This is a genomic window from Gimesia aquarii (assembly GCF_007748175.1).
Lineage (GTDB): Bacteria > Planctomycetota > Planctomycetia > Planctomycetales > Planctomycetaceae > Gimesia > Gimesia aquarii_A.
On sequence record NZ_CP037422.1, the window covers coordinates 1,415,509 to 1,430,205 of the forward strand.

A 14,697-nucleotide genomic window follows, 5' to 3' on the forward strand; every position below is an offset into this window, starting at 1 on the left:
CATAAAACAAAGAAAAGTCTCGTAAATAAATAATTTCAATAACACTCTGGTGTGTTTTGCTTCAAATATTTCAAGGTTTTAATCGATGAGTCGCACATCCTGGAAAGTAATAATGATTACTCCATTCAGACTGAGTGCACTTCTAGTGTTCTTGTGCTCGACCGGATTACTGGTTGGAGAGAAACATGTGACAGCTGCCGATGATGGCGCGTTGGAACATGTCATGCACGGTGATGCAGATGTGGTAGACGATGAATATATTGAAAACTCAGGGTTATTCTCTGGCATCAATACTTATTCAAGGTCGATGGTCCGCAAGCTGCCAGTGGATCGTGGTTGGACTTATGATTCACCAATAGACAGATCCATTAAAAGCGCGTTTCAAACATCTAAGTTACGACTTGACTATTTACATTGGTCTATTGAGGGCCCTGACAATATTCTCTTAAGTGCGCCAATTTTGGGGAACCCAGATCCAACAGCACCTGCCCCCGTTTTTGATCGTGCGACTGGAATTTCTCGTGGAAATGGTGTGGCTTTGAACTATACTGATAAGTCCATGGATACAAACGGGATGCGGGGGATTCTTGAATTTGCATTACCTGAGGGAAGCCTGGAATGGAATGTTTGGGGGCTTTTCAGAAATGAATCAACCCGTCCAACAGATGAAATCTTTGGGACACGAACTACTGTTGATCCGACTGACGATCTGGTGGTCGTGACGAATTTTAATATCAATAATGACCTTGCTTCCAATACGAATGTTTATGATACCAGCTACACCGTTGACCTGAATACAGAAATGGTTGGTACGGGAATCAATTATGTTTTAGACCCCTATCTTCCTGGAAATGGTTTTCGAATGCGGCCATTATTTGGTTTTCGGTTTATCAGTTTGCAGGAATCGATGAATCAAGTAGGAGTCGATTCAGGTGGCGGAATTGGGTTGCCTCGTACAACAACAATTGCTTCTACAGTTGAAAACCGGGTCTTTGGACCTAGCATTGGTGCACGTGCGGAATACTCGAACAATCGATTTTCAATCGGGGCCGAGCCCAAGTTTACATTTGGCTTTAATCGCAATACAAACGAAGTTGCTACAGAACAATTATTTGAACCTACCGATCCGCGCATTGTATCTGTTCAGAAAAACAATGAGTTTTCACCAACCTTTCAGCTTACAGTCTATGCAAAAATGCAAGTCAATGAACATATGAAGTTTTTCATTGGTTATGATTATCTGTTTATTGGTCAGATCTCACGTGCTTTCAATATTATCGATTACAACGAAGACCGCACAGCAACAAACCCTGCGACAGGAACTAAAGTGAGACAACAACACGAAGACTTTACAGCAGATGGTATCAGTGCCGGCGTTGAGTTTATCTGGTGAGTCTGATGCTCCTCACGAAGAAGTTCTAACGACAGTCGCGCTTGTATGGCGTATTTCAGGTTTTTTCAGTTGGTAAGACTGACTTGAAGCGAACTTCTGATAAATTTCGTTTGCCAGATCATGGTTGATTTCATTCGCATGTGCATGCAATAAAAATCGAAATACTAAAGGTGACTTTTGGGTTGATTCAAGCGGGCCATGCATACAAGGTGAAGCGCCCATCCATCCGTCTTCACGAACATGCCATGAGACGGCAGCCTGTGATTTCGCTATTGGATTGGATGGATGCGAGAAATAAGTAATTCCTTCTCTGATATTCGGTAATACCGGTCCCGAATAATCCATCCACTCAGCTGGTTTTCCAAAGATGTTTTTTTCGCCAACTTGTTTGCGACTATTTGTGATCTTACCTGCTCCAAAAAAACTCGAAATGGTTTTAGCAACTCGCACGGCGAGAAAGCCAAAATTCGTTTTTTGGAATTCCAATGCTTGGGCAGTGGGAAAAAACGTGGACTGTAATTCCAAAAACAGCTCATCATTTGCATTGGTTCTGACAGCAGAGATCAATTCCTGCCTCAGTAAAGGTTGTGGATCATGGCCATCAAGCCACTCCAATTCGACGGCGAGAATAGCTTCGTCTTTACGTTCGTCGATAGAAAGCCATCGTTTTTGAATAATTTTGGCACCTGTGTCGTTTGCCCAGAAATTGATTCCGAGTACTTTGTGATGTGCAAACCAGACTGAGCAATGATGATCATGGTTTGGCGCGCCCGGATGTCCGATACGTGTCAAAGGAATACCTGAGGGACCGGTTAAAGGGTAAAAGAAAGGGCGTTGATATTCGGGACTATGGTTCCAGCGAAGCCGTTCTTTTCCTTTGATCCGAAAGGAAAATTGAAAACCTGGAAGTGGAACGATTTCACATTGAGGAAAAAGTGGATTCACATCAGATCTCCCAGTTTTTGAAACGCCATTCGTCACTCATACAGCATATTTCAGCTTATTTCTGAATTCGAGCAAAGTAAAGCTGACTTCAAGGAAAATGACTAGGTCATTGGCCAGACGATCGACAGCAAAACTGTTGTCGCCAAACTGGTAAAGCCCAAAACAATCAATAACGGAGTCCATGATTTTAATGCTTCTGCTTCAGTTAAACCGCTCATTTTACAGAAGATCCAAAAGCCGCTGTCGTTCATCCAGGAACCAATCAGTGAACCTGCACCGATGGCCGTTGCCAGATAGACCGGATCAAAACCCAGCATTTGGGGTGTCACCTGCATTGCTGCCAACATCGCTGAGGTCGTAATCATGGCTACTGTGCTGGAGCCTTGAGCGACTTTCAGTAAGGCGGCTATTCCGAATCCCAGGAAAAGAAAACTCAGCCCAGCAGCCTCTGATTCAGCGGTACTAAACATGTTCTGAATCGCAGGACCAATTTGGGCCACCGTCAACATTTTTCCAAAGGCGCCCCCGCCAGCTGTGATCAGAATAATCACACCACCACTCATGAGGGCATTTTCAACGGAGGCTCCCAATTTAAGGAGTGTCATTTTTCGTTGATGATAAAGAATTCCCAGAGCAATTGCGGTAGCTATTAACAACGCAAAATTGGCATCTCCAATAATCGATGTGAAGGGACTGATTTTTTCTAATAAACTTTGTGGTCCGACTCCACTTGCCAGCATGGAATTCACAAGCGTGTTGGTAGTGATCATCAATACGGGTAATACGATGGGCATGAGAGAAATTGTAAGAGAAGGCAATTCATGTTCTTCCAGTGGATCGGGATCTTTATGCTCTGCGACTTCCCGCATGGGAATATTCATGACCCGGTTAGCAAACATGGCGTAAAAGATCCCTGCAAAAGCAGCTGGCAGTGCGACGAGTGCGCCCACAAAAATCATCTTTCCTAAGTCTACTCCCAGATTGTCGGCCATAAATAAGGGTCCGGGTGTGGGAGGCACCAGCGTATGTGTAATTGCCCCTCCCGCAGCAATAGCCATGATATACATCAAATAATTCTTTTTGGTGCTGCGATAGAGAGAGCGTGCCAGCGGAATCAGGAGATAAAAGACTGTATCAAAAAAAACAGGAACAGCTAAAACAAATCCACTACCCATGAGGGCAAATGATGCGTTCTTTTCACCGAGTGTTTTTAGAAACGCTCTGACAATTCGGTCGGCTGCCCCACTGTCCATCATGCATTTTCCAATGATGGCAGCCAGCGCAATCACAATGCCAATTCCGGAAACGGAGTTACCAAAGGCAATCGCAACGCGTTTAATTCGGTTGACTGTTTCGCCAGTCTCCGGATTCATGACTGACTCGGGACCGAGCAGGCTGACTACTATGGCCGCAGTAATCAACGCCAGAAACGCATTGATCTTCAGAAAGATGATCATGCCGATGACGGTGGCAATACCAATGAATAAGATCAGAAATGGATAGTTCTCCAACATAAGCGCTGCTCCAGAAAAATCTTAGATGAATATCTCAAGTGGGTATGAGCATTACATAGAATTGCCTGGGACGCAAGCGAGTGCGCAATAGAAAACTGGCCTTTCACATTCTGAACGAGATTAAGAAATAATTGCTTTCCCTCGAAACATGCTTTTTGTAGGATGGAGCGGAATTGCTTTCTCTCCTCCTTCCCCTGCTCATAAGGAATTTCTGGCAATGCTTGTTTCTTCCATTTGTCCGAGAACACGTTTCGCGTTTTTTCTCTGTTCTCTTTGTTTTGGGGTAAGTTCTGGACAGTATCTGTTTGCTGAGGTCTCTCCCGCTGATGCGAAACAGGCGATGAAGAAAGCGACACGTTTTTTTACAGATGAGGTATCGACTGAGGGAGGTTATCTCTGGACGTACAGTGCAGACTTGTCACTTCGGGAAGGAGAAGGCCGCGCTTCTGATTCCATGATCTGGCTTCAACCGCCGGGCACACCGACAGTAGGTGAAGCGTTTTTGACCGCTTATCAGAAAACAGGTGAACCGTATTTACTGGATGCGGCCAGGGAGGCTGCAAATGCATTGATTAAAGGTCAACTGAAATCGGGAGGCTGGGGGCACTATATTGATTTTAATAAACGTGAGAATGTCCAATATCGCATTGATGGTGGAGGTCCGAAAGCCAGAAATCGGACAACATTCGACGACAATAAATCGCAGTCCGCACTTCGCTTTTTGATTCTGTTGGACCAGGAACTTAAGTTTCAGAATCAATCCGTTCATGAAGCAGCCATGTATGCTTTGAATTCATTTCTGAAAGCTCAGTTTCCCAATGGTGCTTGGCCGCAACAATATTCGAGCTTTCCGAACCCCAAGGATTATCCTGTTCTCAAAGCCAGCTATCCAGCGAGTTGGTCTCGAGAGTTTCCTAAAAAGAAGTACACAGACTATTATACATTCAATGACAACGTGATCGGAGATTTGGTGGATCTCATGTTTCTGGCGAACCATGTTTATAAAGATTCCCGTTATCGTAAGGCGGCTTTGAAAGCAGGAGATTTTATATTGCTTGCTCAAATGCCGGAACCACAGCCTGCCTGGGCGCAACAGTATAATTCTAAGATGCAACCTGCCTGGGCACGAAGGTTTGAACCTCCTTCGATTACAGGAGGTGAGTCGCAGGGAGTCATTAAGACGTTAATGCAAATTTATATTTATTCGAGTGAGAAAAAGTATCTGAAGCCGATTCCTGCCGCACTTGCTTATTTGCGGAAATCAGAATTGCCCAATGGAAAATTGGCCCGTTTTTATGAATTGAAAACGAATCGTCCTTTATATTTTACAAAACAATATCAACTCACCTACAAAGCTGATGATTTACCCACTCACTATGGTTTTATGATTACTTCGAAAGTGAATCAACTGGAAAGCCGTTATCGCAAACTTTTGAAAGCGTCTCCCAAACAGCTTGCTTCCATGCGATTTCCAACTCGTCGTGTTCGTTTAACACCTGCTCTCACGGCAAAAGCAAAATCAGCGATCGAGGCACTAGATACGCGCGGTGCCTGGGTGACTCAGGGAGAAATCCGTTCTGCTAAGCTGAAGAATACTCCAGTCATTGAAACGCGAATTTTTGTAAAAAATCTGGAGACACTAGCTAATTTCGTAGCCGCTCATCAACGCGATTAACTTATAACATCATGCATTTTCAGCTAAGGACTGCATACGTTCTAGTCCCAGTTTGGCAACTTCCAGTGGATCTTGCTGCCAGAGATCTTCCCGAAATAATTCAAGAGAAAGCCAGCTTTGATAATCGATCTGTTTTAAAAGCTGGCAGTAATGCGACAAGTCAAGATGTCCGTCTCCTGGTAGAACCCGGTCTGGGTCCATCTGCGTCTCTCGGGGAATGGAATCGACGGCATCGTTAAAGTGAGAAATGGCAATCTGCTCAGGTTTGAGTTTGGCAATCGTCTCCATTGAGCCACCACCCCGAAAGACATGAAATGGATCGAGTACCAATGTTGCCTGTGGGTGTTCCGATTTTTCGACAATTTGTAAGGCATCTTCAATGGTAGTAACATCTTCTACAAATCCTAAAAATTCCACCGCGGGTTTCGCGCCAGCTGTGATTCCCGCTTCTAACAGTTCTCGATAACGCTGTGCCCCCAGGTCATAGTCAGGTTTCTCACGGTGTGGACAGGCAATAACATATTCTGCTCCCAGCCTGGCTGCCAGCTTAATGCGTTCCAGGCAACGATCAAAAACTTGGGCGTATTCTTCAGGTGTAGCAGACCACCAGTCACGCAACATAATCATTGTGGGAATGGCTAGCCCCGTGTCCTGAATTGCTTGTGAAATACTTTTAAGATCGCCACCCTCTGAAATAAATGCTTCAACTTCATCAAACCAGAGCTCAATGCCGCCGTAGCCGGCTTCTGCTGTGATACGAATTTTGTCAAGCAGTGGAGTCGTACGGATTGTACTGGCATTCAGGCTGTAGAGAAAAGAACTCATTGAGGGGGTTCCTTAAAGGAAAAAACGCAGAAACAGTCATAAATTTAGATACTATTTGACGTAAGACTATCAGAGGCGCCTTAAGCTGCCAGGACAGGTTGCATTATCTTGCAGTCTAATGAGTATCGATCAACATATTTTGCATGAAATGCCAGCAATGATCAACTCAATCGATTATAGAAAAGGTTGCTCGACTCTTGTGTGTCAATCCGTCACAATAAGATTGTTCGTTTTAGCCTGATTTAAAACTATCACGATTTAAAAAAAGTTTCGGCGTGCGCTATTTCATTTTTAGAATATGTCTTCAATGATAGATCGTTCTTACTTTCAAATGTTTGCTGTGATCGCAGTGGTCAGTTTACTGATCAGTGGTTGCGGTTCGGAATCACCTGCTCCACAGAAACTTACGGAATCTGAAATTGTAGTCACGCAGGAACAATCACCTGAGCTACGTTCTAAAACCAAGACTTCTCGAAAAAGTACGACTGAATCAAAAACCATAACAGAGGAAACTGTTGACAACAAAAATCTCCATCGCAAGGCCAGTCCCTCAGAAGGGGATACAGAGAAAATAGTAAAAACGGTCTATCGGCCCAGCGATCAGAGACCGGTTCATAACAATCAGAGATTGGCTTTACTGGGCATTCATCTTTATGAATCTCCTCGATTGAAGCTTTATACAGATATCGATCCTGAAGTTGCCGCAAAGTTGCCCCCTGTGATCGATCAGGCATATCTGGCACTGGAAGATTATTTTGGTTCGTTACCTCCGGATCGTGAGGGGACCGAATTTCAGGTGACTGGTTACATTATGCAGAATCGTGAGTTGTTCAAAGAAGCAGGCGTGATTCTTGATTCGTTGCCTAGAATTGTCAATGGCCGCCATCAAGGAGCTCAATTCTGGATGGACTATCAGACCGAGAATTATTATTTACGGCATCTAATGCTCCATGAATATACTCACTGCTTCAGTATGATTATGGAAAACATTGGTGCGCCCGTCTGGTATCTGGAAGGAATCGCTGAATCCATGGCAACACACTCCATCGATCAGAACGGCAAGATTACACTCAATGTGATGCCTCATAATAAAGAGGATTTCGCCGGATTAGGCAGGATATCGCTCATTGAACAGGCTGTGCTAACGTCACCTCCCAAACACATGTTGGAAGTGATGCAATTTGGGCCAGCTGATTATGTTGGAAATAATGAATCCTATGCCTGGTCCTGGGCACTCACACAGTTTTTTGATAAACATCCTCGCTATGCAAAACCATTTCGAGAATTGTCTCGACACATGCAGGGGAGAGCATTTTCACAAAAGATTCAGCAATTGATCAAGGATGATTTTACGAAGATCAATGACGCCTGGTTGTTATTTGCTAAAAACCTGCAACCAGGTTATGACTTTGAGCGAGCAGCCATTTCATTTCGTACAGGACAGCAGTTAGATCAGGCAAATTCATTTGCGGTTGCGAAAATTGCCAGCGATCGTGGCTGGCAATCAAGTGGGATTCGTGTCAAAAAAGGCGATACATATGAACTGATCGCCAAAGGAATGTTTAGCCTGGCAGAGAAACCAAAACCCTGGATGAGTACTGCAGACGGAATCAGTTTTCGTTATTTTAAAGGACAGCCACTCGGACGATTAATCATGTTGATTCGGCCGGACTCTGTTTCAGGAATTTCTGATCGACTTTCAATTTTAGAGGAGTATCCTCTGGGAGCTAGTGCAACCTGGATGGCTCCCGTTTCCGGAACGATTTACTTTCGACTCAATGATGCATGGAATGAACTGGGAGATAACGAAGGCAGTGTTTCGGTCACCGTCACTCGAAAGTAAAAATTATCGTTTAAATTGTGGTCAGATTGGGAGCAGTTTCTTCTCGCTAATATAATCAACACCGTTAACTACCAGGCCAGACGACAGGAATACAAGATGTCAGATCAATCGTACAAGTTTATTGGTTTACAAGATCAAACTTCGCGGAGAAAATTTTTCAAACAGGTTACCGCGTCTGCACTGGCAGGAAGTCTGGTTTCCCCTCTTACTGCAAAGTCAGCAGAGGGACAGGCAGAGTCTTCCAAAAGTAAGATTAAAAAAGCCGTCAAGTATCAGATGATTCTGGAGAAAATTGCGGTTCTCGATAAGTTCAAAATGCTAAAAGATCTGGGATTCGATGGGACGGAGATTCATTATCGCACGAAAGTGGATCCGAAAGAGGTCAGAAAAGCTATTGATGCCACTGGAGTCCAAGTACATGGATTTCTAAACAGTAGTCGTGATGAGTTGAAAGATTCGATTGATCAAGCGAAGTACTATGGTGGGACAAGCGTGCTGGTTGTGGCAGGACGCGTTGATCAGAAAAACCCTTATGATGTTGTTTACCAGCAACAGCAAACCAAGCTAAGAAAGCACCTGCCGTATGCAGAAAAGCAGGGCATCAAATTATTAGTCGAAAATGTCTGGAATAATTTTCTGCTTAGCCCATTAGAGATGGCGCGTTTCATCGACGAGTTGAAGAGTCCTGCTGCTGGAGTTTATTTTGATGTGGGGAATGTGGTTCGTTTTGGCTGGCCAGATCAATGGATTCGTGTGCTTGGTCCACGGATTGTAAAACTGGACATCAAAGAATATAGCCGTAAAAAGCAAATCGACGAAGGGCTCTGGAAGGGTTTTCAAGTGGAGCTCAACGAAGGAGACTGTGATTGGCCATCGGTACGTAAGGCCTTACTAGATATTGGTTACACTCAAGGTTGGGCGACCGCTGAAGTAAAAGGAGGTGATCGTCAAAGATTACAGGATATTTCAGAACGCATGGATCATGCTCTTGATCTTGCCTGATCCAGAGTTGATAATAAATTAATACAATTAAGAAGTGACTTCCCTGTAATTGTCTCCCACAAACATCCTACCACTGGCGAACTCGATGGAAATGGTTCGCTTTATCGAAGACAGAATTCAATATCATCCTGAATGAAAGGTCTTTCCCGTGAACGAACATGCCTCCGATCAACAACCATTACAAGCACGTCGTAATTTTTTGAAACAATCATTGGGGACACTCGCAACGACAGGACTTGTGGTGAATCCTGCACTCACATCGGGGGCTTTTGCTGCCAGTTCAGAAATGATCAAAGTGGGACTGGTTGGTTGCGGTGGACGAGGGACCGGTGCTGCTGCTCAAACATTGAGGGCTGATCCAAATGTGGAACTGGTTGCTATGGCTGATTCTTTTGGTGACCATCTTGAGAAAAGTTATCAGAATCTCAAGAAGACCGAAGTTCAGGACCGTGTGAAAGTAGATGCGGAACACAAATTTGTCGGATTTGATGCATTTCAGAAGTTAATTGACTCCGGTGTTGATCTGGTACTCCTGGCAACGCCGCCTCATTTCCGCCCTCAGCATTTAAAAGCCTGTATTGATGCTAATAAACATGTCTTTTGCGAAAAACCTGTAGCTGTGGACGCTCCCGGAATTCGTTCGGTTTTAAAATCGACTGCAGAAGCCAAGCAGAAAAATTTAACGATTGTTTCCGGGCTTTGCTGGCGTTACGAAACCGGTATGCAACAAATGGTTGATAAGATTCATAATGGTGGGATTGGTGATATTATTTCACTACATAGTACGCGCTATCTTGGTGGCGTTGCCAAAATGGTGAAGCGAAAACCTGAGTGGTCAGATATGGAATACCAGATGCGTAACTGGTATTACTATACTTGGCTCTCTGGTGATTTTAACACAGAACAGTTTGTGCATGAGCTAGATAAACAGTCCTGGGTGATGGGCGAGTATCCCGTACGTTGTTATAGCGTGGGGGGGCGGCAAACGCGTACTGGTGAAGACTACGGTCACATTTATGATCACTTCAGTACGGTGTATGAGTATGCCAACGGAGCCAAATACGTTGCGTCTACGCGACACCAGCAAGGTTGCAGTTCCATGTTCGTGGATACTGTTTCTGGTACGGAAGGTACAGCGACTCTGATGAAGTATCGGATCGAAGGGAAAAATCCCTGGAAGGGAGCCCGCCGACGTACCAATATGCATCAATTGGAACACAACGAAATGTATAAGGCACTCCGAAATGGCGACGTCATCAATAACGGCGAATACATGGCCAACAGCTCGATGATGGGAATTATTGCTCGGATGTCCGCTTATACCGGCAAAACACTCACTTGGGAACAAGCCATGAATTCAAAGGAAGACCTCTCTCCTGAGAAATATGATATGGCAATGTCTTTACCGACACCTGAAGTCGCCACACCTGGAGTGACTCCATTTGTTTAATCTGCTATTGAAATGAAGCGAGTTCAGGTATATTGAACAACCGGCGTGAATGATACATGCCGGTTGTTTTTTTGAATATAAAACAATTCCATAAACTAATTATATGCTGTGTATATTTTTTATCTGGGGGGATGTGATGAGGTCGCTCGCTTATTCACTTCTATATTTAGGTGTCATGATTTCAACCTGTTTGATTCAAAATGATGCTCGATTATGGGCAGGTAAGAATTCGGCAGAACAGAAACCGGCAGAGTCAAAACTAACGCTCTCTCGTGAAAAGAATATGCTCTATATTCATGGAGATCATATTCCGGGTGGAAAAATCCCCATCTATTATCTGGAGGCTTACTGTCGTGCGAATTCCACTGATGCCGACTGGGTGAAACACACTGTTGTGAAACATGAGACTCAGACACTTTCGATGAATGAAGATCGGACGGTGCTCAAGTTGAAGTGCACTGTAGCGGACGGAATGACCGTGCATCACAAGATTACCGCGAAAGATGATGAAGTTGATTTCCAGTTAGTTGCCCACAATCCTACAAAACAGCGTTCCGAAGTACATTGGGCACAACCATGCATTCGTGTGGGGGATTTCACAGGTCTGGGAAAGTCAGCTACGGATGATAAATATGCCTATATTAAAAAGTCATTTATTTTTCTGGATGGAAAGCCAGCATTGATGCCGACAAAAAATTGGGCCACCAAGGCGCGCTACATTCCGGGACAGGTTTGGTGTCCGATCAATGTACCTCGTACCGATGTCAATCCCCGTCCTTTAAGCAAGAACGTTCCCAGTAATGGCTTAATTGGTTGCTATAGTGCTGATAATCAGTGGATTTTTGCGACGGCCTTCGAACCGTATCAGGAGCTGTTTCAAGGTGTCATTCGGTGTTTGCATGCAGACTTTCGTCTGGGAGGTTTAAAACCAGGTGAGACCAAAACAATTCGGGGGAAAGTGTATATTGTTCCTGCGGATATGGATGCCTTTGTGAAACGCTATGAACGCGATTTTCCCGAACATACGAAACACAACAAGTAGGATCGTTTTTAAATTAGCGATATCAACGATTGACCGTGGTCGGTTCACTAACGCGCGTAACCAGTTTTTTAGCATCCGCACCACTGATGGTGACCTCGAATTCACCATCTCCCGAGCTAATTGATTTAACAAGAATGGTGTAACGCAGGAAAGCATCCGCTGGAAGCTCTCTCACTGGAGAAACCTTTAAAATGTTTTGATTTACTTCAGGACGTAAATTCAGTTTTTGATTTCCCTGATGTGCTTCGACGGAAACGACGCGAAACATACGCGGAATCTTTGCCTGCAGAGAAATATCTCTGGCAGGTTGTAAGCCTCGGTTTTCGATACTGACTTCATAGGTTGTCTCTTCGCCACGCGTAATCGGGTCTTTTGTATCTCGGACCCGCACATCCAGGACACCTTGTAGGGGTGCCACTTTTAAACAGGCTGAGGCCTGTTCATTTGGAAGCTCAGGACTGGAGACCATGACCTGTAAGCAGGCATGTTCGGCCGCAACCTCACAATCAAATTCGACTTGTAACTGAACCCCTTCCCCTTTACGGATCTTGTCTAATGACCATTTCAATTGCCCTGTCTCACGTTCTGAACCAATAGAAGCTTCGCGTGGAACAAAGACTGCGTCATAAGAGATGACTGCCTGAATATTATTTAAATCGACATCTGACACATTTGACAATTTCACAATATATTCTGCACGACTTCCAACGGTTCTCAGGGAAGGGCCGATGACTGACAGGTCCAGTTGTTTCTTCTCGTATTCTACACAGACAGATTTCCAGACCAGTTCTTCTCCATTGGCAATGGCGCGAAACCGGCAGCAATGATTTCCTAGAATATCGCTGTAGAGTGTTAACGAAATTTCCTTGGACTCACCTGGCTGCAAGGTCCCCAGACGTTGTCCGATTTTCTTTTCACGTCTCCCCGGAAAGAGGAACTCGGTATCAAATTCACACTCGACAAGTACGTTTCTGACGGCACGGTCTCCAACATTTTTGGCAATGACATAGAATGTTGCACCACTCCCCAACTGTCGTTTGGGGATGACATCCACAGACAATTCCAGCGGGCCTGTTGTTGCGGGGGCTGTCATCTTTGGACCAGATTGCAATTTTGGACCAGACTTTGACTGTGGGGATTTTTTTAGATAATCCGGACGTTTTAACTCTGGCCGAGGAGAGATCCGTTCGGGTAGATCACGGGGCTGAGGTGGCAGATTCCGATTCACAGATTCAGGAACAGCAAACAAATCTTTTTCAGGCTCTGAGTTCTGTGGTTGTTTTTGGCGAATGGTCTCCGGATTAACCCTCTGTGTTTCCCGAGATTGTGAAGTGGGGTTTTGTGGAGGATTCTCCAATGATTCATTTTGCGGATCTAATGGTGGCGGATTAGTCAGTTTCCAGGAGGAACGTTGTCCCGGCGCAAGGGAAGAGCAGGCAGATACAACCGCTGTGAGCATTAACAGTAGCAGCATTCCTGAAGTAGGTTTCGAAAATGGCCGAATCTGACTACCCGGCATGTACAGACCTCAATCCTCAATAAATTAAAAGTAAACGTATCTCTTTAAAGTTTACCATGCAAACTTGAGTTCAACAGAGAAAGAATAAGGTGTTTTTTTAAATAGTAAGAGCGTTAAAATGGATATGAAATCTACTTTCATCCGCATTACATTTCTCGTGACCAATGAAACGATTCAAACGAATGATAGGCCTGATTCTCAGGAATTATCGATACAGTTTTATGCAATGAGAGAAACATGATAAAACGTGCGGAAATCAGTGAGATGCAGACTCCTTTCAATTAACAAATAAGCTCATAGTCTTTAGACTAAAACAATTAAGACGATGGTTTGGTTTGCGACTATCAGCCAGATCCCAATGGCGATTTCCCACTCCTCATAGGTCGTTTTTTTGTAATACTGAAAACGAATAAGGTACGATTTTGAACGTATTTGTGTCTGAATTTCTCTGTAGTGGGGCCTGTGAGATATCAAGTAGGGATGCTTCTATACTGGTAGAAGGAACCGCGATGTTAGAGGCGGTGATCGCTGATTTGATCTCCATCCCCAATTACAACATTATCACATGCATACAGGAAGATCTGACAACAGCCATTCCCAATTTCAGTCAATGGGAACAGGATGGTCGTTTGCAAGTCCATCGAGTGGGTGATCCAAGGGAGGAACAAGCTTGCTTCGAACAAGCTTGTCGACAGTCTGATATTGTATGGATTATCGCTCCGGAATTTGATGAAATTCTTTCTTCAAGAACCGAGCGAGCAATCCAATTGGGGGCATATGTTGTTGGTTCTGATTTGAAATCGATTAACCTGTCTGCGGATAAGTGGCGATTGTATGAATTTTTACATGATCGCTCGATTCCTACGATCTCAACTTTATTACTTGAAAGTCAACAGCTGACTTTCCCTTGTACCTTTCCCTGTGTCATCAAACATCGTTTTGGTGCAGGAGGTTTGGGATTGCATTATTTCACACAGCTTGATGACTGGCAGGAACAATTCTCGCATAGACAAGTAAATCATTCAGAATATATCGTGCAACCTTTTGTTTCTGGCAAGATGCTTTCCGCAGTGGTTCTGGTCAATTCCCATTGCAGAGAGTTTTTCCCCATAGGAGAACAGCGGATCTGCTGGGAATCCGGTTTTCAATATCAGGGAGGAGCGATCCCGAGTGAGCTTGCCATTGATGTGACGCAATCCGTTCAGAATCTACTCCAACGTTTGTGTAATGAGTTACCGGGCCTTGCGGGATATGTGGGATTTGACCTTCTACTGCCAGACGAGAACCCCACGGATCCATTGGTTGTCGAAATCAATCCGAGATTGACAACAAGCTATACGGGTTATCGTCAACTCACACAGGAGAATCTGGCTCAACGGATTGTTGATTCTGAAACGGCCTTCCCATTACTCAAGTGGGACGAAACACGGGGAGTTCAATTTCGACCCGATGGAACTGTTTTAATCAACCAGATGCAGTCTTAGAGAGT

Annotated in this window: 11 protein-coding genes; 7 read left to right on the top strand and 4 right to left on the bottom strand. The window is 44.4% G+C overall.

Going from position 1 to position 14,697, the window contains the following annotated elements; translation table 11 throughout:
- Positions 1-85: 85 nt before the first annotated feature.
- Positions 86-1,393 carry a BBP7 family outer membrane beta-barrel protein gene (locus V202x_RS05745; protein ID WP_145172046.1) on the top strand — a complete coding sequence of 436 codons (1,308 nt, stop codon included), beginning with the start codon at positions 86-88 and terminating at the stop codon, positions 1,391-1,393.
- A gap of 12 nt (positions 1,394-1,405) precedes the next feature.
- Here the strand turns inward: V202x_RS05745 and V202x_RS05750 are convergent, their stop codons facing one another.
- Complete coding sequence (locus tag V202x_RS05750; RefSeq protein ID WP_145172048.1) at positions 1,406-2,338, bottom strand: PmoA family protein; 933 nt, start codon at positions 2,336-2,338, stop codon at positions 1,406-1,408.
- 101 nt (positions 2,339-2,439) lie between these two features.
- Positions 2,440-3,852, bottom strand: coding sequence for a GntP family permease (locus V202x_RS05755; RefSeq protein WP_145172050.1), 1,413 nt, complete (start codon positions 3,850-3,852; stop codon positions 2,440-2,442).
- A 217-nt stretch (positions 3,853-4,069) separates the two neighbouring features.
- Here V202x_RS05755 and V202x_RS05760 point away from each other — a divergent pair, with 217 nt between their 5' ends.
- On the top strand, positions 4,070-5,527 hold the full coding sequence (locus tag V202x_RS05760; RefSeq protein ID WP_197993248.1) for a pectate lyase: 1,458 nt from the start codon (positions 4,070-4,072) through the stop codon (positions 5,525-5,527).
- A gap of 9 nt (positions 5,528-5,536) precedes the next feature.
- Here V202x_RS05760 and V202x_RS05765 read toward each other — a convergent pair whose 3' ends face one another.
- On the bottom strand, positions 5,537-6,352 hold the full coding sequence (locus V202x_RS05765) for a sugar phosphate isomerase/epimerase family protein (RefSeq protein WP_145172054.1): 816 nt from the start codon (positions 6,350-6,352) through the stop codon (positions 5,537-5,539).
- 307 nt (positions 6,353-6,659) lie between these two features.
- Here V202x_RS05765 and V202x_RS05770 point away from each other — a divergent pair, with 307 nt between their 5' ends.
- From V202x_RS05770 to V202x_RS05785, 4 genes are all read left to right on the top strand, one after another.
- Positions 6,660-8,195 (top strand): hypothetical protein, encoded by a 1,536-nt coding sequence (locus V202x_RS05770; protein WP_145172056.1) that lies wholly within the window; start codon positions 6,660-6,662, stop codon positions 8,193-8,195.
- Positions 8,196-8,291: 96 nt separating this feature from the next.
- Positions 8,292-9,197, top strand: a complete 906-nt coding sequence (locus V202x_RS05775; RefSeq protein WP_145172058.1) for a sugar phosphate isomerase/epimerase family protein — start codon at positions 8,292-8,294, stop codon at positions 9,195-9,197.
- 148 nt (positions 9,198-9,345) lie between these two features.
- Entirely contained in the window at positions 9,346-10,647 is a 1,302-nt protein-coding gene (locus V202x_RS05780) for a Gfo/Idh/MocA family protein (RefSeq protein ID WP_145172060.1), read from the top strand.
- Between the two features lie 136 nt (positions 10,648-10,783).
- Entirely contained in the window at positions 10,784-11,689 is a 906-nt protein-coding gene (locus V202x_RS05785) for a hypothetical protein (protein ID WP_232098869.1), read from the top strand.
- 22 nt (positions 11,690-11,711) lie between these two features.
- Here V202x_RS05785 and V202x_RS05790 read toward each other — a convergent pair whose 3' ends face one another.
- Positions 11,712-13,208 carry a hypothetical protein gene (locus V202x_RS05790; RefSeq protein ID WP_145172064.1) on the bottom strand — a complete coding sequence of 499 codons (1,497 nt, stop codon included), beginning with the start codon at positions 13,206-13,208 and terminating at the stop codon, positions 11,712-11,714.
- A gap of 509 nt (positions 13,209-13,717) precedes the next feature.
- Between V202x_RS05790 and V202x_RS05795 the strand changes: the two genes are divergently transcribed.
- Positions 13,718-14,692 (top strand): ATP-grasp domain-containing protein, encoded by a 975-nt coding sequence (locus tag V202x_RS05795; RefSeq protein ID WP_145172066.1) that lies wholly within the window; start codon positions 13,718-13,720, stop codon positions 14,690-14,692.
- The last annotated feature ends 5 nt before the right edge of the window (positions 14,693-14,697 follow it).